We start from the raw sequence: 22547 nt of genomic DNA, 5'->3' as shown, positions 1-22547 counted from the left end.
ATATGAGTTTAGCTTCCGTCAGCGAACATTTGCTGGCCGCCAACCGCCTTGGGCAAGAAAATCTGTATGACATTTTAGGGTTATTATCTGAGCGCCATCTGGATTATGCGGATCTATTTTTTCAATCAAGTTTCCATGAATCTTGGGTGCTTGAAGATAGAATAATCAAAGATGGCTCTTACAATATTGACCAAGGTGTTGGTGTAAGAGCGGTAAGCGGTGAAAAAACAGGGTTTGCGTATGCAGACCAAATCTCACTGCAAGCGCTGGTGCAAAGCGCGACCGCAGCACGAAGCATTGTGAACGAACAAGGCTCTGGTAAATCACGTGTCTTAAGCAATGTTGAGTACAAAAAATTGTATTCTGTAGCCGACCCCTTACAGAGCCTGTCTCGTGAACAGAAAATTGATTTATTGCACCGTGTTGACCAAGTCGCACGAGCTGAAGACCCGCGAGTTATCGAAGTGAACGCCAGCTTAACGGGGGTTTATGAGCAAGTGCTAGTTGCTGCAACAGATGGCACATTGGCGGCAGATATTCGCCCGTTAGTTCGCCTTTCGGTTAGCGTGTTAGTTGAACACGATGGCAAACGTGAACGTGGTGCCAGTGGTGGTGGCGGTCGTTATGGTTATGAATATTTCTTAGAAATTCACCAAGGTCAAATCGTGGCTGAGCAGTATGCGCGTGAAGCCGTACGTATGGCGCTGGTGAATTTATCTGCCATTGCAGCACCTGCTGGTATGATGCCTGTGGTATTAGGTGCGGGCTGGCCAGGCGTGTTGTTACACGAAGCAGTTGGTCATGGCCTTGAAGGCGATTTCAACCGCCGTGGCACATCTGTATTTTCTGGGCAAATGGGTGAGCAGGTGGCCTCGCCACTGTGCACCGTGGTGGATGATGGGACGATAGCGGGTCGTCGTGGTTCCCTGGCAATTGATGACGAAGGGGTACCAGGGCAATATAACGTCCTAATAGAAAATGGTATTTTGCGTAATTATATTCAAGATAAACTGAATGCACGCCTGATGGGAGTTTCCCCGACAGGTAATGCACGTCGTGAATCTTATGCGCACCTGCCAATGCCGCGTATGACGAACACTTACATGCTTGCCGGCTCTTCAACACCGGAAGAAATTATTGCTAGCGTCGACAAAGGCATTTACGCACCAAACTTTGGTGGCGGTCAGGTTGATATCACCTCAGGTAAATTTGTATTTTCAACCTCTGAAGCCTATTTAATTGAAAATGGAAAAATCACATCGCCAGTGAAAGGAGCAACACTGATTGGCTCAGGTGTTGAGGCGATGCAGCAAATTTCCATGGTGGGTAATGACCTTGCATTAGACAAAGGCGTGGGTGTGTGTGGTAAAGAAGGCCAAAGCGTGCCTGTGGGCGTCGGTCAACCAACGTTGAAATTGGATAAATTAACGGTAGGCGGTACCGCGTAATTTTGCGATCTTCCACGCAATAGCGAGTTAAACGGCAGCCTTTGCGAAAGTATTGGTTGCCGTTATTGTCATAATGAAGGTACTAAATGAATAAAAGAGTCATATCACTGGTATTGATGGCTATTTTGATTGTGCTGAGCTTGTATTTCCGTGGTGGCGATGTTCAAGATAAGCCACAAGCAGACAAACCAGCGGCTTCTGAGCAAGCGACCACCCGAGAAAATGCCCAGCCAAAAACCATAGACCAACTTACTGAACAGCAGAATGTCGTTAGTTATATGCAGAAATACCAAAAGCTTCCTGCATTTTATCTAACAAAAAAAGAGGCGAGGCAAGCGGGCTGGGATGCCAAAAAGGGCAATCTTTGTGATGTCTTACCGGGGCGGGCAATTGGGGGCGATCGTTTTTCAAATCGCGAAAAATCGTTGCCTATCGCAGATAATCGCCAATGGTTTGAAGCGGATATCAACTACCGTTGTGGGCACCGTGGGGCCGATCGTTTGCTATACTCTTCAGATGGGATGATTTTTGTAACCCACGACCATTATAAGAGCTTTAAACAAGTCAATTAAAGGAAACGTAGTGATGAGCAAACAGGTGAGCTTTGATTTTCGCCAGATAAACACATTGAATGATTTTTATCAGCAATTTGCTCAGCAATTTTCGCTTCCAGATTGGTTTGGCCATAACCTCGATGCTTTGTGGGACATGGTTTCCGCAGGCATTGAGCTTCCCGTAACCATTATTTTTAGCCATATGAGTGCAGAGCAACGCATCGAATTTGCTGATGTCATTGATGTGATGAATGATGCACAAGATATGTGGGAAGAAGAATTTGTTTTTGCGTTAGATATAACAAAAAGCTCTAACTGATCACCCTATCACTCATGGTACAGTCTAAGCAAGACAACTGAATTGATAGGAATTCTAGGATGAGTCACTTCACTTCGGCATTACAGCCACTAAAAAATCAAAAAATCGTTATTATCCATGGCTATACAGCTTCTCCCGAAAAAAACTGGTTCCCATGGCTAAAAAGCCAGCTTGAAGCCCTTGGTGCGCAAGTGGATGTGCCAGAAATGCCAGATGCTTTATCCCCAGACCCAGAAAAATGGCAGCAGCGTTTGCAACAGCTTCCTTTTGATATTGATGAAGAGTCCATTCTGATTGGTCATAGCCTTGGCTGTGTTACCGCACTGCGTTTTTTACAAAATAAGCAGCAAGCTGTTAAAGGGTATATCTTAGTGTCTGGTTTTGATGAAGAGCAACAGACGCTACCTGAGCTGCGCGGTCATACCTTAAGCCCACTCGATCACACTGTATTAATTGATATAGCCGATAAGCGTATTTCAATCATATCCACCAATGATGAAATAGTTTCACCATCGTCATCAAAAGCACTGGCAAAAACATTAAATACACAGGTTATTTTGGAAGAGAATGCAGGGCATTTTCTCGACAGAGAAGGCTATACGGCGTTTCCCACCTTGCTTGAGGCAATTAAACAGCAGTTTGGTTAAGGATGTGAGGAACGCTATCTTCCAATAGGGCGATCAGTTCGGGATCCATGTACTGATAATCATCAGGAATATCCAGAACATGAAGGGTTTTGTGCTCAAGTAGGCGCGAAAAATCAGCTTTAAGGCGATTTTTGTGTTTTTGTTCCATCACGAAAATGACATCCGCCCAACGGATTAACTCAGCATTGATAGGGCGCTTCGCGTGGCGGCTTGTTCCCGCTGAACGGGTGACCCAGCTTGCATGATTGCGCCAGATCTGTTCAGCGGTTGGGCTACGCCATTGATTTTTACTGCAAATGAATAAAATATTCACTGATCGTTTTGTATCTCATCAAGGCTATTACGCACCAGTTTGGCACTGCTTACTTGTGGGTAGGCCATGCCAAGTTGAGCTGCGCGGATCATTTTTTCACTGCGCCCATACATCTGTTTCCAGTTCTTTTCTGGTGCATAACAGTCGACAAGGCGAGCGTTGAGTTGATCACGTGATTTATTGGTACGAGCTTGGGCTCTGCGCCATGCTCTATTTCGAGTATTATCCATATCTTCCTCATGATTTATCGGGGTTCAGCAGCCGCGATAATACGGGTCAGAGTATGACTAACAGGCGAATAGTACGCCGCTTTACGCGGGCTATCAATGGAAGGGATGCTTTTTAGGATTTTCCCCTAGCCCAAAATAGGCGTAGGGGAAAACGATTAGGCGATTTCAGACTGGTCTTTCAAATATTGGAATATTTGACGATACGCTTTTGGCGGTTTGTTGCTTTCACGCTCTTTTTTCGCATTACGCACAAGGGCGCGCAGTTGTTGCCTGTCTGTTGTTGGGAACAACGTAACCACTTCTTCAATCACATCATCACCCCCTTCCAGTAAACGGGTGCGTAAATCTTCCAATTTATGCAAAATGACGATCTGCTGATTATGGCGGTTTTTTAGTTTATCAAGGGCTTCGGTAATCGGTTCCACTTCACGTGAACGCAATAATTTACCGATAAGCTGTAATTGTCGACGGCGACCTTCACGTTTGATTTTCTGAGCAAGCTCAATGGCCTCAAGTAATTGAGTGTCCAATGGAATACGTTCAAGCTCGCTTTTACTTAAATCAACGAGTTCAGCCCCCAGTTTTTTGAGGATCTCAGCATCGCGTTTAATTTCGCTTTTACTGACCCAAATGATCTCCTCATCTTCTTCGTCTTGCGGCGCTGGGATGTCATCCAGCCAGTCATCAGGCTGTTTGGCCATATCGATTTTCCTTTTTTCAAACACAGTAGTGAAATTACGCGTAATTAATATGATTTACTGCGTTGTGAGTGTTAACATTTGACTATTATCTATTGTAACTGGGAAAACCCCTTTATGACTACCTAGCATTTGCATGTTAGGGCAGAAAAACATTTTCCCCACATTATTGGATTGAATGCATGAGTGTAACCGAACAAGTCACAGAACAACGTAAAAAACTCGAAGATGCAGTTGCGCACGCATTAGAATTTGCCAAATCACGTTGTGATGCCGCGGAAGTGGCGGTGAATAAAAGCACAGGGATCAGTGTTAGCACCCGTCAAGGTGAAGTTGAAAATGTGGAATTTAATAGCGATGGCGCGTTAGGTATCACCGTTTACCACCAACAGCGTAAAGGTAGCGCATCTTCAACAGATTTAAGCCCTGAAGCCATTGAGCGTACTGTTCAAGCCGCTATCGATATTGCGAATTACACCTCTGAAGACCCCTGTGCGGGCCCAGCAGAAAAATCATTGCTGGCGTTTGAAGCACCTGATCTTAAATTATTCCAGGCGACAGCGCTTTCCCCAGAAGAAGCCATTCGCTTAGCATCTATTGCAGAAATGTCAGCGTTAAATGCGGACTCGCGTATTGTGAATACTGAAGGTGGTAGTTTTAATGGCCACTACGGCGTACGTGTGTTTGGTAACTCCCATGGCATGCTGCAAAGCTATTGCTCAAGCCGTTATTCTATGTCGAGCTGCGTGATTGCAGAACACAATGGCGATATGGAGCGTGACTACGCCTATACGATTGGCCGCAGTGTGGATGCATTGAAATCCCCCGAGTGGGTTGGCCAAGAATGTGCACGCCGTACGCTAGCACGTTTATCCCCAAGAAAACTGCCAACCATGAAAGCCCCTGTGATTTTTGCGTCAGAAGTCGCGACAGGGCTGTTTGGTCACCTTGTTGGGGCGATCAGCGGTAGCAGCATTTATCGCAAGTCTTCATTTTTATTAGACAGCCTCGGCAAACAAATTTTACCAAGCTGGTTAATCATTAACGAGCAGCCGCATTTAATCGGCGGCTTAGCTTCTTCCCCATTCGATAGCGAAGGTGTACGCACAACTGAGCGTAATATCGTGGAAGATGGCGTTCTGCAAACGTGGCTAATGACCAGTTATTCTGCTCGCAAGCTGGGTTTACAGAGCACAGGCCATGCTGGGGGAATTCATAACTGGCGCATTGCTGGGCAAGGGCTTTCTTTTGATGCATTGCTCAAACAAATGGGAACTGGCTTAGTGGTAACTGAGTTAATGGGCCAAGGTGTAAGCGGTATTACGGGGGATTACTCACGTGGTGCATCAGGCTTTTGGGTCGAAAATGGTGAAATTCAATACCCTGTTAGCGAAATTACTATCGCGGGTAATTTAAAAGATATGTGGGCAAATATGGTCACTATCGCTGATGATATCGAAACGCGTAGCAATATTCAGTGTGGGTCTGTGCTGCTTCCTGAAATGAGTATTGCGGGGGAGTAATAACGTCTAATTTATTAAAGTAGTAGATACAAAAAAGGCACTCAATGAGTGCCTGAATATGCCAGAAGACTTGCCTGAGTTTTTCAAGAAAACTTTTTTCGATAAGCCATCCTTAATTCAGCAAGTCGAAATTAACGGTGAAACTCACCAGCCGCTTCAGGCTGATAGACGATTTCAAGAACACGCACGCGTGTTTGCACACCGTTTGGCAGTTCCCAACTGATTTCATCACCAGTATGCATGCCTAATAGCGCCGCACCGATAGGTGCCATAACAGATAACTGTTCTGCGCTGTCTTTTAGCGAGGCAGGGTAAACTAATGTACGCGTGCGCTCTTCGTTGCTAATAAGGTCTAAAAAGCGGACAGTACTGTTCATTGTGACCACGTCTGCAGGGATTTCTTGTGGGCTAAGAATATCTGCACGGTCAAGTTCATCATTGAGCGCTTCGGCAACGGGGGTGCCTGCGTAAGCTGGCTGTTCCATCAGTGCATCTAAGCGTTCAGCATCTAAATCATTGATAATAATTGTTGGCTTTGTCATACCACACTCCAATAGAGACGTACAAAGCAAACACCCCCCACCCAGAAGGTAGGGGGTGTCGCTATAAATAAATTTTGATTAAAATATTAGGCGCAATGCGCTTTAAAGGGAAGAGATCAGGATCACGATCTCCAAGCCTGCCTTTGTAAAAATACGCATATTGATATTTTTATTGTTAGACTGAAAATGAGCTTACCCTTTATTTAATCCATCAGGTATTAAACCCATCAGGTATTAAACTCATCGAGTTCATCAAACCCACTTTCGAACAGGTTAACAATGGCGGCTAATGCCTGATTTTCATCGGTGCCATTTACCTCAATATCAATTTTACTGCCTTGTTCCGAGTCTAACATCAACATTGCAATAACGCTATCCGCCTCGGCCTCAATTTGGCTATTATTGCGCAAAATAACCTTAGAGTTAAATTGTTGAACTAAATCATAAAGTAACATAGCCGGTCTTGCATGCATTCCAAGGCGGTTTTTCAGTGTTATTGTGGCTTTTACCGTCATTTCAGTTACTTGCGTTTCTCGAGCGTCCGGTGGCGTGATTGCACATTTTTACCACGGGAACGGAAATAGTCAGCAAGTTGTTCTGCAACATAGACGGAACGGTGTTTACCCCCCGTACAACCAATCGCAACGGTTAAGTAGCTGCGATTGTTCGTTTCTAACATCGGTAGCCATAACTCTAAATAGCTACGCGTTTGGTAGATAAAATTATGAACTTCAGTGTGCCTATCCAAGAACGCAGCGACAGGGCGATCGAGACCTGTCATTGGACGTAGTTTCGGGTCCCAGTGTGGGTTTGGTAAAAAGCGCACATCAAAAACATAATCTGCATCAATCGGGATACCGTGTTTGAAACCGAAAGACTCAAACACCATGGTCAGTTCACGCTCACGTTTGCCCATTAAACGTGTTCTGAGCATTTCCGCTAATTCATGCACAGACATCTCAGAGGTATCGATGACTAAGTCTGCCCGTGAGCGTAGCGGCTCAAGAAGCTCATTTTCTTCATCAATTGCACTTTCAAGAGAAAGGTTCTTACTTGAAAGCGGGTGCAACCTACGAGTATCACTGTAACGGCGGATCAGAGTGTTGCGATCGGCATCCAGAAATAAAAGCTGTGGAGAGAAGCTTGCGGGTAATTTATCAATTGCTTCTTCAAACACTTCTGGATTGTCGGGCATATTACGCACATCAATGCTCACTGCGGCTGATATGTTACGATCAGCCAGTGAATTAGCTAACTCTGGCAGTAATACGACTGGCAGGTTATCCACGCAATAGAAACCCATATCTTCCAGCGCACGTAAGGCAACGGATTTCCCCGAACCGGAACGGCCGCTGACAATCATCAGCACCATGAGCTTACTCCCTTTCGTTTCCTAATGATGTATGTCTTAATAAGCTGTGTTTTGTTATTTCTAACGATAGAAACCATAACAATATCATTAGGCTATAGCAAGACACATAAATTATCACTCTGTAATAATACGATAGAGCTCATCATCGCTTTGCGCGCAGCGTAGGCGCTTACAGAATGTTTTATCGGCCAGTTTTTTGGCGATAAGCGACAGCGTGTGCAAGTGCGTTTTACATTGGTCTGATGGTACGAGCAATGCAAAAAGCAGGTCAACAGGCTGATTATCAATCGCATCAAAGGCAATAGGTTCTTCCAAATGCAAAAACACGCCGACTGCGCGAGAACTTTCGCTTTCATCCAGCTTGCCGTGAGGGATTGCAATCCCGCCACCAATACCAGTCGTACCCACTTTTTCTCTGGTTAATAACGCTTCAAATACCGTATTTTCAGGTAATTCCAATTCAACGGCAGCCAGCTCACTAATAATTTCTAGGGCTCTTTTTTTACTGGTGCACACAATATTATTACGTGTACAGGCTGATGATAAAACGTCGTTTAACTGGATTTCTATATCACTATTCATTTTATTGTTCACTTAGGACTACAAAACCAGATGGTGTATGCCACCATCTGGTTTGAAACATTCATTGGCTTAACGAACAAGCCTCATCAATGTATTAATGTTGTCTCAGTTTTTCTTTATGTTTGGTTAATTGGCGTGACAGTTTGTCTACCAGTAAATCGATAGCGGCATACATGTCATTTTCTTCCGCTGATGCATGGAGCTCCGCTCCATTAACTTGCACGGTTGCTTCAGCAATTTGCTGAACTTTTTCAACTTTCAGGACGACTTGGATACTGTTAATACGGTCGAACAATTGCCCTAATTTACTGAGCTTTTTCTCAACAGTTTCACGCAGTGCTGGAGTAACTTCAATATTGTGTCCAGTAATCTGAAATTCCATACAACCTTCCTTATTTTATCAATTAAACCAGTTGTTTACGCTGGTTTGAGGGCGGAATAGATAACGATTCACGATACTTAGCAACAGTACGACGAGCCACTTGGATGCCTTGTTCTGCCAGCATACTCGTCAATTTACTGTCACTCAATGGTTTTGCGGGATTTTCCGCAGCAACCAGTTTTTTTACCAAGGCCCGAATTGCGGTAGAGGAGGCTTCGCCGCCTGTATCCGTACTCACATGGCTGGAGAAAAAATACTTCAACTCAAAAATGCCTCGTGGGCTGTGGAGAAACTTTTGAGTTGTCACTCGTGAGATGGTGGATTCATGCATGTCCACTTGATAGGCAATATCTGCCAGTATCATGGGTTTCATGTGTTCCTCTCCCAGCTCAAAGAATTCTTGTTGCTGTTCGACAATACAGGTCGCCACTTTTAACAGGGTTTCATGGCGGCTTTCTAAGCTTTTAATCAACCATTTTGCATCTTGCAGGTGGCTACGAATATATTGTGTATCATCATCGCTAGCTGAACTATTTGCCATCGAAGCATAATGATTGTTAATACTTAGTTTAGGAATGCTATCTGTATTTAGCTCAACTTGCCAGTGTCCAGCTATCTTTTTCACTAAAACATCAGGAATGACGTATTCCGATTCACCTGTATTGATAGACTGCCCTGGTTTGGGATTTAACGTTAAAATCAAATCGATAGCCGTTTTAAGTGCATCTTCTTTTAAACGGGTTAATTTACTGAGCTGCCTAAAATCACGGTTAGCCAGCAAATCGATATGATTACTAATGATTAACCTTGCTTCTTGTAGCCCATTCGTTTCTTTTGGGTAAAGCGAAAGCTGAATCAATAAACACTCTTTCAAGTCTTGAGCAGCAACACCCAAAGGGTCAAAGTGCTGAATGCGTTTTAGTACTGCAATAACTTCTTCTAAACTAATTTCAGGGTTATCAATCCCTTCATGTATATCAGAGATTGTTGTGGTGAGATAGCCAGAATCATCTATGGAATCAATAATTGCGGTAGCAATCGCACGATCTGTATCCGTAAACGGTGTGAGCTCCGATTGCCATGTTAGGTAATCTTGCAATGTTTGCGTTGTTTCACCTTGGTAAACAGGCAATTCATCGAAGCTGTAATCGTTGCTAGTACCTGATGGTGTGCCTGCTGTGTAGATTTCATCCCAATCAGCATCGAGAGGAAGTTCATCAGGCATATCATTGTTTTCTAATGCGTCTTTCGTGTCGAGTTCGCTGCTATCTGTGGTGTCGAGGGAGTCAACCGAGTCAGTTTCAGAACCTAACTCTTCCTGTTCAAGAAGGGGATTAGTTTCTAACGCGAGTTGGATTTCTTGTTGAAGCTCAAGTGTAGAAAGTTGCAACAGACGGATTGCCTGCTGCAATTGAGGGGTCATCGCAAGTTGTTGACTGACTCTGAGCTGCAAACTTTGCTTCATGAAACTGTTTTCTTCTCCCTAAAAACGAAATACGGCCTATAACCGGAAACCTTCACCTAAGTATACACGTTTCACTTGCTCATTTTCCAAGATCATCGTTGGTGTACCATGGGCAATCAGGTGGCCTTGGCTGACAATATAGGCTCTTTCACACACATCTAATGTCTCACGGACATTATGGTCGGTAATCAAAACACCGAGGCCATAGTCACGTAAATGTTGGATAATTTTTTTAATATCCAAGACAGAAATTGGGTCAACACCGGCAAAAGGTTCATCTAATAAGATGAATTTTGGATTAGCGGCCAGTGCCCTTGCAATTTCAACACGGCGGCGTTCACCACCGGAAAGGGATTGCCCCATGCTGTCGCGAAGATGTGTGATGCTAAACTCTTCCATCAGTTCTTCAGCGCGTTCTTTACGTTGGGAAGATGTTAAGTCTTCGCGGATTTCTAATACCGCCATCAGGTTATCATAAACGCTAAGGCGACGGAAAATAGAGGCTTCTTGAGGAAGATAGCCAATGCCGCGGCGTGCACGCTCATGCAGTGGCAGTAAGCTGATATCTTCACCATCAATGAGAATTTTGCCCGCATCCCGCTGAACAATGCCCACAACCATATAAAAGGTGGTGGTTTTACCGGCACCATTTGGCCCTAACAGGCCAACAATTTCGCCTGATTTAACTTCAAGGCTGACATCTTCAACAACCTTGCGTTTTTTATAGGATTTAGCCAGATTCTCTGCGGTTAGTGTCGCCATAACGATTATTTACTCTTACCCGTAGTTGCTGATGAATTGTTTGTTGCTGGGCCTTTTTCTTGCAATTGCGCAGGCAAAATCACGGTTGTTACGCGTTTGCCTTTATCGCTAAAGGCTTCCATTTGTTGTGTTGGCACAACGTAGGTGATTCTATCGCCTTGAATATTGCTGTCTAGCTGCTCTAAATACGCACCGCCCGTTAAAGTGACGAGTTGTTTATCAACTTCATAGCGCGCTTTGTTTGCATGGCCCTTGATTGGTTTACCATCATCTTGTAACTGATAAAATGTCACAGGATTACCGAATGCTTCGATGACGATTTTATCGGAATCACTGCTTGAACGTGTTACAACCACTTTGTTAGCACGAATATCAATTGAGCCTTGTTTAATGATGACATCATCGGTAAATGTGGTGACGTTCTTTTCTAAATCAAGGGATTGCTTAACCGAGTTAATCTTCATCGGTTGCTGGGTGTCACTTTTTAATGCCATTGCAGGGAGGCTAAGAGCCAAAATTGCACTGGCAACTGCTCCTTGAATAAAACGCTTCTTAGTTACTTGATTCATTTTGATGCTCTTCTGGTTGTAACACATAATGAGTTTTCACATCTTCGATTAATTCTGCAGTTCTGGTACGAAGATTCCCCTTCATTTTCAAACCAGTAGAATTAAGACCATGACCCGTAATGGTCACTTTATCGTCAGATGAAACGTCTTGTGTTGTCAAATTGACAACTGCACTTTCAGTTGTAATTCGTTGGATCTGTGATTCTTTTGTTAGGCTATCGACTTGAACATCACTGTACAGATAAAGCACTCTGTCGTTTGTTAACCTTGCTTTGAAGGCTGTGACTGTCCATGTTGGCACACCAGCTTCGTTATAAGTGGTTAAAACGGGTTTCGAAAACCACGTGATTTTCCCTTCAGTATAATTATCAATTTTATCTGAAACGAGTTTATACGCTAGATTTCCCGCTGGGTTATAGACGTAAGTCACTGAATCATCGGTTTGATAATTAGGTTGCCCATCATTGATTACTTTTTCCTGTGAGTCTGATGCGTCATTACCCGCTAAATTCCAGCCGATAAGCCCCAGCGCAACCAAGGACAAAATAATGATTAACCACTTCTTCGTATTGCTCATGAATTCAATCTATTCGTTATATCGATAAGCCTTTCGCTTCTTCCAATTTACCTTGGGAAAGAAGGATCAGGTCACAAAGTTCACGCACTGCGCCCTTACCACCACCGATGCGTGTTACGTAGTTCGCCTTCGGTAGGAGCAGCGGATGCGCATCCGCAACAGCAACAGATAACCCGACTCGTGCCATAACTGGCCAGTCGATGAGGTCGTCGCCAATATAAGCCACTTCGTCTTCTGCTAACTGTAGTGTATCTAACAGTTCGCGATACGCCAAAAGCTTATCGCTCTGGCCTTGGTAAAGATGTGTAATGCCTAACGTTTTTGCTCTATCTTCAAGGAGTTTCGCTTTTCTACCTGTAATAATGGCGACGTCAATATCGGACGTTAACAGGCAACGAATACCGTAGCCATCACGCACATTAAAGGCTTTAAGCTCTTCACCACTATTCCCCATATACACCAAGCCATCGGACATCACGCCGTCAACATCACAAATTAACAGCTTAATTTTGGCTGCCTTTTCAATAACGGATGTTGCCACTGAGCCGTAGCAGGTATCCAAGTTTTGAGAACCCATGGTATTTCCTTATATTATACAACACCTGCTTGAAGCAGGTCGTGCATGTGTAAAACACCCACTAATTTGTTGTCTTGTGCGACTAACAGCGAGGTCACGTGTTTTGATTGCATTAAATTGAGCGCTTCAACCGCTAACATACTTGGCGAAACTCGAATGCCACCTGGGGTCATGAGATCCGCAATTTTTGCGTTGTTCAGGTCAATTCCCATATCAAAAATACGGCGTAAGTCACCATCTGTAAAAATACCTTCAATATTCATCTCGTCATCACAGACGACTGTCATGCCCAATTTTTTACGGGTAATTTCGACTAAAGCTTCACGCAAAGACGCACTTTTAGGAATATGGGGGATATCTTCACCCGTATTCATTAAATCACGAACTAAGAGTAAAAGTTTGCGCCCAAGTGCGCCACCAGGGTGAGAAAGTGCGAAATCATCGGCGGTAAACCCACGGGCAGTCAACAATGCGATAGCTAAGGCATCGCCCATTACTAGGGTTGCAGTAGTACTGGTGGTTGGTGCGAGTCCTAATGGACAGGCTTCCTGTGGCACTTTAATGCATAAATGTACATCTGCATATTTTCCCATATTACTATCAGGGTTGTTCGTCATGCAGATTAAGGGAACCTTAATACGCTTTAAAACAGGCAGTAACGCTAAAATTTCACCAGACTCACCTGAGTTTGAGATTGCCAGTACCACATCTTTATTTGTTATCATCCCTAAATCACCATGGCTAGCTTCGCCCGGGTGAACAAAAAAGGAGGGAGTGCCTGTACTGGCTAAGGTTGCAGCAATTTTACGACCGATGTGCCCAGATTTTCCCATTCCCATCACGACAACTTTACCTTCGCAGCCGAAAATTAATTGGCAAGCATGGTTGAAGTCAGCATTAATATATTGTTCTAGGTTTTTTAAGCCTTCGTGTTCGATATGGAGAACTTCTTTACCTACTTTCTGAAAATCGAAGTTTGACATTTCTCGTTCCATGCGTAGCTTTTAATAAGTGAATCGGATAAGCAAAAATGAATTGTATAACGAATACTTAGTATCGGTAAGTATTTTGTCTGTTAAGCTATCTTTAATGATAGTTTCGTGCCGAATTGTTATTTTACTGTGACCCAAAGTACAATTGGAAAGGTAAAATCTGCTTTTTTTAGCATCTTGAACCAAAAATAGGCAGGTAAATTCGCGTATCCTCACCTTTAATTAATTGTCATATTCTAAGAGCTATCTGCTGTTATTGCAGGCAATTTTTACTGACTATAAATTAATTTGCCCAGTTTTTATCCGTGGCGTTTATACAAAAACACAGTTGTAACATTAAAAGTCACATTTTCGGCGCTATAATACTATAAATTCTATTTCGTTGTGATATTAGACGATTTTCTGTTTATCTTTCGGTAATATCTGAATAGATAAACATGATATTCAGGCATGATGTATAACGAGTTATTTAACAATGCAAGCACAGACAGACAACTTAATCGAAGTACGGAACATGTCCTTTACTCGAGGCAATCGGAAAATATTCGAAAATATTAACCTGACGGTTCCTCGTGGTAAAATTACAGCAATAATGGGGCCATCTGGGATTGGTAAAACCACATTGCTACGCTTGATTGGTGGGCAATTGTGCCCAAGTGAAGGTGAAATTTGGTTTGATGGCGACAATATTCCGTCATTATCACGTTCAAAGCTGTACCAATCACGTAAGAAAATGAGCATGTTGTTCCAATCAGGGGCGTTGTTCACTGATATGGACGTGTTTAATAACGTAGCGTTTCCACTGCGTGAACATACAAATTTACCAGAGTCTTTAATTCGCACGACCGTGATGATGAAATTAGAGGCAGTTGGGTTACGTGGGGCGGCTACATTGATGCCATCTGAACTTTCCGGTGGGATGGCGCGCCGTGCCGCATTAGCTCGCGCCATTGCCCTTGACCCAGATTTGATCATGTTTGATGAGCCTTTTGTGGGGCAAGACCCGATTACAATGGGGGTCTTGGTTAAATTGATTGATGAACTGAATCAAGCGCTTGGCGTAACCTGTGTGGTGGTTTCTCACGATGTGCCAGAGGTCTTGAGCATTGCAGATAATGCGTATATTGTTGCCCAGCAGCATGTGATTGCGCAGGGAACGGGTGAAGAGCTGCGTGATAACCAAGACCCACGTGTGCGTCAATTCCTTGATGGTATTGCTGATGGACCCGTGCCGTTCCGTTTTCCCGCCAATGATTATCTGGCTGATTTATTAGGGTAAAATAAAATGATAATAAAGGCGATAGCAGCCTTCGGACGTCGATGGATTGAGACTTTCTCTGCCTTTGGTCGAGCTGGCTACATGCTGTTTCGTGCCTTATTGGGTAAACCTGAGTTTGGCAAGCAGTGGCCGCTTCTGATGAAGCAACTGTACGCGGTGGGCGTGCAATCATTATTGATTGTTGCAGTATCGGGTTTATTTATTGGTATGGTGTTAGGGCTGCAAGGGTATCTTGTCCTCACCACATTCAGTGCAGAAGCTAGTCTGGGCATGATGGTGGCGCTTTCTTTATTAAGGGAGCTTGGCCCTGTTGTGACGGCCTTGTTATTTGCAGGGCGTGCAGGCTCGGCATTGACGGCTGAAATTGGCTTAATGAAAGCCACAGAACAAATTTCGAGCTTAGAAATGATGGCGGTTGACCCATTAAGACGGGTTATTGCACCACGCTTCTGGGCTGGTTTTATTAGTATGCCATTGTTATCACTGATTTTTGTGGCTGTTGGTATTTTAGGTGGTGCATTGGTTGGTGTGGATTGGAAGGGGATTGATGAAGGCTTTTTCTGGGCATCAATGCAATCTTCTATCGACTGGCGGTTAGATCTGGTTAACTGTGTTATCAAAAGCTTAGTGTTTGCATTCACTGTAACCTGGATCGCACTGTTTAATGGCTATGATGCAATTCCAACCTCGGAAGGGATCAGCCAAGCAACAACGAGAACCGTTGTTCATGCGTCATTGTCTGTTTTAGGACTGGATTTCGTACTTACCGCACTGATGTTTGGGAACTAAGTCATGCAAAGTAAAAAAAGTGAAATATGGGTTGGCTGTTTTATGTTGTTGGCTATCGCTGCCATTATCTTTTTGTGTTTAAAAGTCGCCGATTTGAAATCGATTGGTAGCCAATCCACCTATCAAATATCAGCGTCCTTTGAAAATATTGGTGGCTTGAAAGAAGGTTCTCCGATCAAAGTCGGTGGTGTGGTTGTTGGCCGTGTTGCCAGTATCACCCTCGATAAAAAGAACTATGTGCCTGAAGTGAAAATCGATTTACTAAGTGAATATGACAATATTCCAGATTCAAGTTCGTTATCCATTCGTACATCAGGTTTACTTGGTGAACAGTATATTGCCATGAATATTGGCCCTGATGATGAAGAGTTAGGGATTGCGATTTTGAAAAATGGTGGACGCCTTGAAGACACTAAACCCGCAATGGTGTTAGAAGATTTAATCGGGCAGTTCTTGTATAAGAGTGGCGATAGCCAAGGTGCAGAGCCCGCATCTAAGTAATGTGAAGCTCCCTCAATATAGTTAAAGGAATGAATTATGTTTAAACGTTTAATGATGGTTGCCATGTTGGCTATTGCGCCATTTGCGATGGCAGTAGACCAAACTAATCCATATAAATTAATGGATGAGGCGGCAGCAAAAACTTTTAATCGGTTGAAATCTGAACAACCAAAAATCAAACAAGATCCTGAATATCTAAGAACGATTGTTCGTGAAGAATTATTGCCTTATGTGCAAATTAAATATGCAGGCGCGTTGGTTTTAGGTACTTACTATAAAGGTGCAACGCCTGCACAGCGTGATGCTTACTTCGCTGCATTCGAAGATTATCTTGAGCAGGTTTATGGCCAAGCACTGGCGATGTACCATGGTCAAACCTACCAAATTGCACCAGAACAGCCTGTCGGTGATAAAAATATCGTTGCTATTCGTGTCACAATTACTGACACCAATGGCCGTCCACCGGTGCGCTTAGATTTCCAATGGCGTAAAAATAGTAAAACAGGTTATTGGCAAGCATATGACATGATCGCCGAAGGTGTCAGTATGATCACCACCAAGCAAAATGAGTGGGGCGATATTTTACGCAAACAAGGTATTGATGGTTTAACAAAACAGTTAGAAATCAGTGCAAAAGCGCCAATTACGCTAGAAGAGAAAAACTAATATGAGCCACGCATTGGCATGGGAAAAAACGCAATCAACACTGCATTTGACGGGCTCATTAGACCGTGATTCGTTGATGTCGTTTTGGGATAAAAAATCCCCATTGCTGGAACAGATTGAAAAAATAGATGTTTCTGGCTTAACCCATGTAGATTCAACAGGGCTTGCCATGTTAGTTCGCTTAAAAGGTGAATTCCAAGCCAAAAAACTGCCGCTGAATATTATAGGTGCCAGTGATAACTTGAATACACTTATTGAGTTATATGGGGTGAAAACCATCATTCTGGATTAAGGTGATGAGTCCTAAATTCAGTCAAGTTATGTAAAAATAAGCGCCTCTACGTGCATTTGTGCGTTAGAGGCGTTTTCTTTGGTTTAAGTGTTAGGCTTAATCCTTTAGGATAGGCGTTTATGCTCTTTCAATTCGAGTTGTGACTAATTGGGCACATTCAACTAGAATTAGTCAGAGTAAAATTGAAAAACCACAAATAATCATAATAGAGTCACTATGGAAACCAACGAAATAAAACAAGTATTGATGGAAAAGTTGTCTCTGGATGAGGCTATTGTTACAGGTGATGGTAGCCACTTTCAGGTTATCGCTGTCGGTGACATGTTTGACGGGATGAGCCGTGTTAAGCAACAGCAAGCAATTTATGCGCCATTGATGGAATATATTGCGGATAACCGCATTCATGCTCTATCAATTAAAGCGTACACCCCTGCGCAATGGGAGCGCGATCGTAAACTTAGTGGCCTTTGATTTCAAAGCCTAAGCGAACAGCCTGTACAATTCGACATACGAGAATACTTGAATGGATAAGTTTTTAGTTAAAGGACCAACCCGTTTATCGGGCGAGGTTACTATTTCTGGCGCGAAAAATGCTGCGCTGCCAATCCTGTTCGCTGCTCTATTGGCTGAAGAGCCAGTAGAAATACAGAATGTTCCTCATTTGAGGGATATCGACACCACCATTAAATTATTGAACCAACTTGGCACGAAAGTGAAACGCAATGGTTCGGTATTTGTTGATGCGAGCACAGTAAGCACTTACTGCGCCCCTTATGACCTCGTGAAAACCATGCGTGCTTCTATCTGGGCGCTGGCACCTTTAGTGGCACGTTTTGGTCATGGCGAAGTTTCTCTGCCGGGCGGTTGTGCTATCGGTGCCCGCCCTGTTGATTTACATATTTCTGGTTTAGAACAATTAGGTGCAAATATTGTTCTGGAAGATGGTTATGTGAAAGCCACCGTCGATGGTCGCCTGAAAGGGGCGTGCATTGTGATGGATAAAGTCAGTGTTGGGGCAACTGTCTCAATTATGACTGCGGCAACATTAGCTGAAGGCACCACTGTCATCGAAAATGCGGCGCGTGAGCCAGAGATTGAAGATACGGCCAATTTTTTAAATACCCTAGGCGCAAAAATCACGGGTGCAGGTACTGACCGTATTGTGATTGAAGGGGTTGAACGTTTAGGTGGTGGTACATACCAAGTTCTGCCTGACCGTATTGAAACAGGCACATTCTTAATCGCGGCGGCAGTTTCTCGCGGTAAAGTGATTTGCCGTAATGCACGCCCAGATACACTGGATGCAGTATTAGCTAAATTGCGTGAAGCAGGTGCAACGATTGAAACTGGTGATGACTGGATTAGCTTAGATATGGAAGGTAAACGCCCTAAAGCGGTCACCATTCGTACTGCGCCACACCCAGGGTTCCCAACAGACATGCAAGCGCAGTTTAGCTTACTGAACTTAGTGGCTGAAGGTGCAGGGCTTATCACTGAAACGATTTTCGAAAACCGTTTTATGCACATTCCTGAGCTTATCCGTATGGGTGCGCATGCCGAAATTGAAAGTAATACAGTGTTGTGCCATGGCGTTGAGAAGTTAACTAGCGCACAAGTGATGGCAACGGATTTACGTGCCTCTGCAAGCCTTGTTATTGCCGGTTGTATTGCAGAAGGCACCACAACAGTTGACCGTATTTATCACATTGACCGTGGTTATGAACATATTGAAGATAAACTGCGTGGTTTAGGAGCAGATATTCAGCGTGTTCATTCAGACGACTAACTTTCTCGTTTGTTGAATTAAAACAAAAATGCCGTTCACTTGAACGGCATTTTTTATCGTCAAATTTATTTGTCTGTAATTAACTTGCTTGCCCTTCTGGATTTTCTTCAATCACCACATCGATAGTTTTCATTTCGCCGTCTCGTAGGATTTGCACAGAGGCTTTACTACCTGGGCGAATTTCAGCGACGAAATCCATGGTTTCAGCGGCAGAGATTGCAGGTTTTCCATCAACAGATAAAATAATATCCCCTTGAACAATACCAGATTTAGCGGCTGGACCATTTGGTGCAACTTGGAAAACTCGTAGCCCTTGTATCTGGTTAATATTATTGTTGTTTGATCTAATTTGCGGTAGCTCGCGTGCGGTAATACCTATATAACCACGGATCACACGGCCATCGCGGATCAACTTATCCATGATTTTAGTCGCTAGCGCTGTCGGGATGGCGAAACTTAGGCCTTCTGAAGTCACACCTTGGCCAGCAGTGAAGGAAAGGGTGTTAATCCCAACTAACTCGCCTTCAGTATTAATCAGAGCTCCACCTGAGTTGCCTGAATTAATTGAAGCATCGGTTTGTAAGAAATTTTGCCTACGTGTAGAGCTTAAACCCACACGGCCTGTCGCACTGATAATGCCTTGAGTGACGGTTTGACCAATATTGTAGGGATTGCCAATAGCTAAGACGACATCCCCCACATGGGTGACACGTTGAGTATTGATTGGGATAACAGGGAGGTTATCCGCATCAATCTTCAATATGGCAAGGTCAGTCAATGAATCAGAACCTACCAGTAAGGCATCAAAAATAGCGCCGTCTTGTAGGGCAACTAAGATTTGATCTGGATTATCAACCACATGTTTATTGGTAATGATGTAGCCATTTTGGCTCATAATTACGCCAGAGCCTAACGATTTAAGCTCACGACCAGATTGGGAAAAACTGCCTTTAGAGCTACTGTAGACATAAACTACGGCAGGGGCTGCACGGCGTACGGCTTTATTATAACTAACAGGCTCACTATCCGTTCTGCCATACAGAAAATCCGCTAAACCTTGCGGGCGCAAGGAAGGCACCGCGATGATGATAATCAATGCGATCAATAGGCCTAGCATGACAGAAACAGTAAGCTTCTTTACCATAAGATATTGGAGATTCAGTTATTTTTTAAACATGTACTGAGCATAACATAAAAAAACAGATACAGCAGAGTGATACTGTACCTGTTTTATTGATTTTAAGACCTACTTTTATTAATTAATTGCGCATTAATAAATATAAGGTTTCGCCATCACGTAAGACTTTCATTGCCAGTACTGGGGGCTTACCATCAATGATTTTTCGGAATTGCTCAATAGTTTCAACGCGTTGATCGTTCACGCCAAAGATTAAGTCACCTTTGACTAAGCCAATAGCTGCGGCAGGGGATTTAGGTGCGACGCTGTCCACTTGAACACCACGTGTATTGCTAATAGTCGCATTCGAAATCGTTGCGCCTAATAATGATTCACTTAATTTCTCTGCGCGTGTTGCTGAGCCTTCATCATTTTCAAGCACCACTTTCACATCCATCGGTTTACCTGAACGGATAAGACCAATAGTAATTTCTTTACCGATTTGGCTAGTACCGATTTTGGCTCTTAATTCCGCAAAGCTATTAATGCGTTTACCATCGACAGAGACTAAAACGTCACCTGACTTAATACCCGCTTTTGCAGCAGATGATTTCGGCAGAACTTCACTGACGAACGCACCGCGCTGAGCATCAATATTAAAGGCTTTTGCGATGTCAGAGTTCATCTCAGTTCCTTTAATACCTAAAATACCGCGCTTAACTTCGCCGTGTTTAATCAGCTGCTCGCTCAGATTTTTTGCCATATTACTTGGGATAGCAAAACCGATACCGATATTGCCACCACCCGGTGCTAAAATAGCCGTGTTGATACCAATCAGCTCACCATTTAAGTTCACTAAGGCACCGCCTGAGTTACCGCGGTTGATAGACGCATCAGTTTGAATAAAGTTTTCTAAGCCTTCAAGGTTCAAGCCACTACGACCTAATGCAGAAATAATCCCTGAAGTCGCTGTTTGGCCTAATCCGAATGGGTTACCAACGGCAACGGCAAAATCACCAACACGTAATTTATCGGAGTCAGCAATGCTCACCGCTGTTAAGTTTTTGATATCTTTATCGCTCGAAATTTTTAGTAAGGCGATATCGGTTTGTTGGTCTTTACCAATCAGTTTGACTGCAATTTCACGACCATCATTTAATTGAATTTGAATTTTATCCGCACCATCAATGACGTGGTTATTGGTTAAAATATAACCTTGCTGCGCGTCAATAATAACGCCTGAACCAAGACCTTCAAATGGGCGTACGCTTTGTTGCTGGGAAGGTGCATTTGGACCAAAGAAGAATTTCAACTCTTCTGGAATTTGTTGGTTTTGTACACGGGTTCCCGATACGTGAATATTCACTACGGCAGGCAGAACTTTTTCCAGCATGGGTGCAAGGCTCGGCATATTTTGGCTTTGCGCCGTTGCTGGCAATGTTGCAGGGAGTGCTGCGCTACTTATCGTTGGGATAGTGGCTAAAGATAAGCCTAAACTCATTGCTACTGCGGTAAGAAAAAAGTTTTTTCTTTTCATAATTCAGTCAATTCTCTCAAGAATAAAGGTTAAATTCACTGTGAGCCTTTTGTTTGGCAAACACAATGAGTTCCTATTTGGTTGGTATAAGATTCAATTTTACTGATGACTATGACCACAGATTATGCGCAAAAGTTCCACTTACAGATAGCAATTAACCACTCTTTTACATCTATTTACATGCAACTTAAGTAATACTTTAACTTCTATACGGTAGCTAAATAAATCGTTAAATTTAATTTAGATGGAAATATTGTTCAGGATTATTAAATGAATATTTAACAGCAGATGATACGAATTGAAGGGGGGATTTGAGTCAATACAACAAGAAATCACCAGTAAGGGATGCTCACTGGTGATATACAATTAAAAACTATTTTTCTTTCTCTTCGATTGGGCGAAATAAGCCCGATGCGCCATCCGAATAATCTCTTGGTGGCATTTTTACTGGCGCTTGATCGTTATCGGCTTCAGATTCCGTTAAGCGGTAGTTAAACGGGTTATCTTGCGCTGGCATATCTGGCATTAATTCAGATGAACTTTGTGCCATATGTTGGTAAAGCTGACGGTAATCACGCGCCATTTTATCCAATAATTCTGCGCTACGAGCAAAGTGGCTGACTAATTCTTTACGGTACTCTTCCAGTTCAGTACTTTTTTTGTCGAGCTCAGCTTGCGCTGTTTTTTGTTGGCGAAGTTTTGGATTACCATAGCGGACAACTAATGCACCGATGATAAAACCGACAATCAATCCGATTAATGCATACTCCCAGGTCATGCTGACTCCTTCATTACTTCAATGTTCGCAGAAATTAAGCGTCGTTACCGTTACTATACCTTAAATAATTCAAGTTGCATGTAGACGTCAAGTAAAGCATCTCAACATATTGTAATTTAGTGGTTAAGTGATGATAAAAACCACAACGCTTGAATCGAGTAATTGTAAAACAGTTAACAACTTTAAGAGTGGAATCTTAAGGTGAATTTCCTTACTCTATGATGATGCGTTAACCGAAAGTTAAATGATA

General features: G+C 43.3%; 29 protein-coding genes. 12 read left to right on the top strand and 17 right to left on the bottom strand.

The features are described from left to right. Window positions 1-2 precede the first annotated feature (2 nt). From tldD to ABWP91_RS13500, 4 genes are all read left to right on the top strand, one after another. Window positions 3-1448, top strand: coding sequence for a metalloprotease TldD (gene tldD, locus ABWP91_RS13515; protein ID WP_353243671.1), 1446 nt, complete (start codon window positions 3-5; stop codon window positions 1446-1448). Between the two features lie 86 nt (window positions 1449-1534). Continuing rightward, window positions 1535-2020: a ribonuclease domain-containing protein gene (locus ABWP91_RS13510; RefSeq protein ID WP_353243670.1), complete on the top strand. Its 486-nt coding sequence runs from the start codon at window positions 1535-1537 to the stop codon at window positions 2018-2020. Window positions 2021-2033: 13 nt separating this feature from the next. Beyond that, window positions 2034-2321, top strand: a complete 288-nt coding sequence (locus ABWP91_RS13505; RefSeq protein WP_219244584.1) for a barstar family protein — start codon at window positions 2034-2036, stop codon at window positions 2319-2321. 59 nt (window positions 2322-2380) lie between these two features. Then, window positions 2381-2968 carry an RBBP9/YdeN family alpha/beta hydrolase gene (locus ABWP91_RS13500; RefSeq protein WP_353243669.1) on the top strand — a complete coding sequence of 196 codons (588 nt, stop codon included), beginning with the start codon at window positions 2381-2383 and terminating at the stop codon, window positions 2966-2968. Here the strand turns inward: ABWP91_RS13500 and ABWP91_RS13495 are convergent. From ABWP91_RS13495 to yjgA, 3 genes are all read right to left on the bottom strand, one after another. Then, complete coding sequence (locus ABWP91_RS13495) at window positions 2949-3281, bottom strand: low molecular weight protein tyrosine phosphatase family protein (protein WP_353243668.1); 333 nt, start codon at window positions 3279-3281, stop codon at window positions 2949-2951. The two genes, ABWP91_RS13500 and ABWP91_RS13495, sit on opposite strands and share 20 nt — an antisense overlap. Then, on the bottom strand, window positions 3278-3511 hold the full coding sequence (locus tag ABWP91_RS13490; RefSeq protein ID WP_353243667.1) for a hypothetical protein: 234 nt from the start codon (window positions 3509-3511) through the stop codon (window positions 3278-3280). Before ABWP91_RS13490 ends, ABWP91_RS13495 begins: the two co-directional genes overlap by 4 nt. 155 nt (window positions 3512-3666) lie before the next feature. Beyond that, window positions 3667-4212: a ribosome biogenesis factor YjgA gene (yjgA, locus tag ABWP91_RS13485; protein ID WP_353243666.1), complete on the bottom strand. Its 546-nt coding sequence runs from the start codon at window positions 4210-4212 to the stop codon at window positions 3667-3669. 179 nt (window positions 4213-4391) lie between these two features. Here yjgA and pmbA point away from each other — a divergent pair, with 179 nt between their 5' ends. After that, complete coding sequence (pmbA, locus tag ABWP91_RS13480; protein ID WP_353243665.1) at window positions 4392-5732, top strand: metalloprotease PmbA; 1341 nt, start codon at window positions 4392-4394, stop codon at window positions 5730-5732. 131 nt (window positions 5733-5863) lie between these two features. Here pmbA and rnk read toward each other — a convergent pair whose 3' ends face one another. The 11 genes from rnk to kdsD form a co-directional block, all read right to left on the bottom strand. Beyond that, entirely contained in the window at window positions 5864-6274 is a 411-nt protein-coding gene (gene rnk, locus ABWP91_RS13475) for a nucleoside diphosphate kinase regulator (RefSeq protein WP_219244577.1), read from the bottom strand. 227 nt (window positions 6275-6501) lie between these two features. Beyond that, on the bottom strand, window positions 6502-6789 hold the full coding sequence (npr, locus tag ABWP91_RS13470; protein WP_353243664.1) for a PTS phosphocarrier protein NPr: 288 nt from the start codon (window positions 6787-6789) through the stop codon (window positions 6502-6504). 5 nt (window positions 6790-6794) lie between these two features. Next, window positions 6795-7646: an RNase adapter RapZ gene (rapZ, locus tag ABWP91_RS13465; RefSeq protein ID WP_206083546.1), complete on the bottom strand. Its 852-nt coding sequence runs from the start codon at window positions 7644-7646 to the stop codon at window positions 6795-6797. Window positions 7647-7760: 114 nt separating this feature from the next. Continuing rightward, window positions 7761-8228: a PTS IIA-like nitrogen regulatory protein PtsN gene (gene ptsN / locus ABWP91_RS13460; RefSeq protein ID WP_353243663.1), complete on the bottom strand. Its 468-nt coding sequence runs from the start codon at window positions 8226-8228 to the stop codon at window positions 7761-7763. Window positions 8229-8322: 94 nt separating this feature from the next. Further along, the gene (gene hpf / locus ABWP91_RS13455) at window positions 8323-8610 is read right to left on the bottom strand and encodes a ribosome hibernation promoting factor (protein WP_219244574.1); all 288 of its coding nucleotides are present in this window, start codon (window positions 8608-8610) and stop codon (window positions 8323-8325) included. 22 nt (window positions 8611-8632) lie between these two features. After that, window positions 8633-10075 (bottom strand): RNA polymerase factor sigma-54, encoded by a 1443-nt coding sequence (gene rpoN, locus ABWP91_RS13450; RefSeq protein WP_353243662.1) that lies wholly within the window; start codon window positions 10073-10075, stop codon window positions 8633-8635. A gap of 36 nt (window positions 10076-10111) precedes the next feature. Continuing rightward, entirely contained in the window at window positions 10112-10837 is a 726-nt protein-coding gene (gene lptB / locus ABWP91_RS13445) for an LPS export ABC transporter ATP-binding protein (RefSeq protein ID WP_206083550.1), read from the bottom strand. 5 nt (window positions 10838-10842) lie between these two features. Further along, a complete protein-coding gene (lptA, locus tag ABWP91_RS13440; RefSeq protein WP_353243661.1) occupies window positions 10843-11406 on the bottom strand; it encodes a lipopolysaccharide ABC transporter substrate-binding protein LptA in 564 nt (187 codons plus the stop codon). Continuing rightward, window positions 11390-11983, bottom strand: coding sequence for an LPS export ABC transporter periplasmic protein LptC (lptC, locus tag ABWP91_RS13435; protein WP_353243660.1), 594 nt, complete (start codon window positions 11981-11983; stop codon window positions 11390-11392). The genes lptA and lptC overlap by 17 nt, the downstream gene beginning before the upstream one ends. 16 nt (window positions 11984-11999) lie before the next feature. Beyond that, on the bottom strand, window positions 12000-12560 hold the full coding sequence (kdsC, locus tag ABWP91_RS13430; protein WP_353243659.1) for a 3-deoxy-manno-octulosonate-8-phosphatase KdsC: 561 nt from the start codon (window positions 12558-12560) through the stop codon (window positions 12000-12002). A 14-nt stretch (window positions 12561-12574) separates the two neighbouring features. Then, window positions 12575-13543, bottom strand: a complete 969-nt coding sequence (kdsD, locus tag ABWP91_RS13425) for an arabinose-5-phosphate isomerase KdsD (RefSeq protein WP_353243658.1) — start codon at window positions 13541-13543, stop codon at window positions 12575-12577. 484 nt (window positions 13544-14027) lie between these two features. Here kdsD and mlaF point away from each other — a divergent pair, with 484 nt between their 5' ends. From mlaF to murA, 7 genes are all read left to right on the top strand, one after another. Then, window positions 14028-14831: a phospholipid ABC transporter ATP-binding protein MlaF gene (mlaF, locus tag ABWP91_RS13420; RefSeq protein ID WP_353243657.1), complete on the top strand. Its 804-nt coding sequence runs from the start codon at window positions 14028-14030 to the stop codon at window positions 14829-14831. A 6-nt stretch (window positions 14832-14837) separates the two neighbouring features. After that, window positions 14838-15620 carry a lipid asymmetry maintenance ABC transporter permease subunit MlaE gene (gene mlaE, locus ABWP91_RS13415; protein ID WP_353243656.1) on the top strand — a complete coding sequence of 261 codons (783 nt, stop codon included), beginning with the start codon at window positions 14838-14840 and terminating at the stop codon, window positions 15618-15620. 3 nt (window positions 15621-15623) lie between these two features. Further along, entirely contained in the window at window positions 15624-16121 is a 498-nt protein-coding gene (gene mlaD, locus ABWP91_RS13410) for an outer membrane lipid asymmetry maintenance protein MlaD (RefSeq protein WP_047756207.1), read from the top strand. 36 nt (window positions 16122-16157) lie between these two features. Continuing rightward, window positions 16158-16787 carry a phospholipid-binding protein MlaC gene (gene mlaC, locus ABWP91_RS13405; RefSeq protein ID WP_219244565.1) on the top strand — a complete coding sequence of 210 codons (630 nt, stop codon included), beginning with the start codon at window positions 16158-16160 and terminating at the stop codon, window positions 16785-16787. Between the two features lies 1 nt (window position 16788). Then, complete coding sequence (gene mlaB / locus ABWP91_RS13400; protein ID WP_353243655.1) at window positions 16789-17079, top strand: lipid asymmetry maintenance protein MlaB; 291 nt, start codon at window positions 16789-16791, stop codon at window positions 17077-17079. Window positions 17080-17295: 216 nt separating this feature from the next. Beyond that, window positions 17296-17550, top strand: a complete 255-nt coding sequence (ibaG, locus tag ABWP91_RS13395) for a BolA family protein (RefSeq protein WP_206083559.1) — start codon at window positions 17296-17298, stop codon at window positions 17548-17550. A 52-nt stretch (window positions 17551-17602) separates the two neighbouring features. After that, complete coding sequence (gene murA, locus ABWP91_RS13390; protein WP_353243654.1) at window positions 17603-18865, top strand: UDP-N-acetylglucosamine 1-carboxyvinyltransferase; 1263 nt, start codon at window positions 17603-17605, stop codon at window positions 18863-18865. Between the two features lie 79 nt (window positions 18866-18944). Here the strand turns inward: murA and degS are convergent, their stop codons facing one another. The 3 genes from degS to zapG form a co-directional block, all read right to left on the bottom strand. After that, the gene (gene degS / locus ABWP91_RS13385) at window positions 18945-20009 is read right to left on the bottom strand and encodes an outer membrane-stress sensor serine endopeptidase DegS (RefSeq protein WP_353243653.1); all 1065 of its coding nucleotides are present in this window, start codon (window positions 20007-20009) and stop codon (window positions 18945-18947) included. Window positions 20010-20124: 115 nt separating this feature from the next. Then, complete coding sequence (locus ABWP91_RS13380) at window positions 20125-21519, bottom strand: Do family serine endopeptidase (RefSeq protein WP_353243652.1); 1395 nt, start codon at window positions 21517-21519, stop codon at window positions 20125-20127. 373 nt (window positions 21520-21892) lie between these two features. Beyond that, on the bottom strand, window positions 21893-22297 hold the full coding sequence (gene zapG, locus ABWP91_RS13375) for a Z-ring associated protein ZapG (RefSeq protein ID WP_004908297.1): 405 nt from the start codon (window positions 22295-22297) through the stop codon (window positions 21893-21895). Window positions 22298-22547 lie beyond the last annotated feature (250 nt).

The sequence above is a fragment of the Providencia sp. genome (assembly GCF_040396775.1).
Taxonomy (GTDB): Bacteria; Pseudomonadota; Gammaproteobacteria; order Enterobacterales; family Enterobacteriaceae; genus Providencia.
Note: the sequence above shows the minus strand (reverse complement) of the source record. Positions and strands in the feature narration are given on the sequence as shown.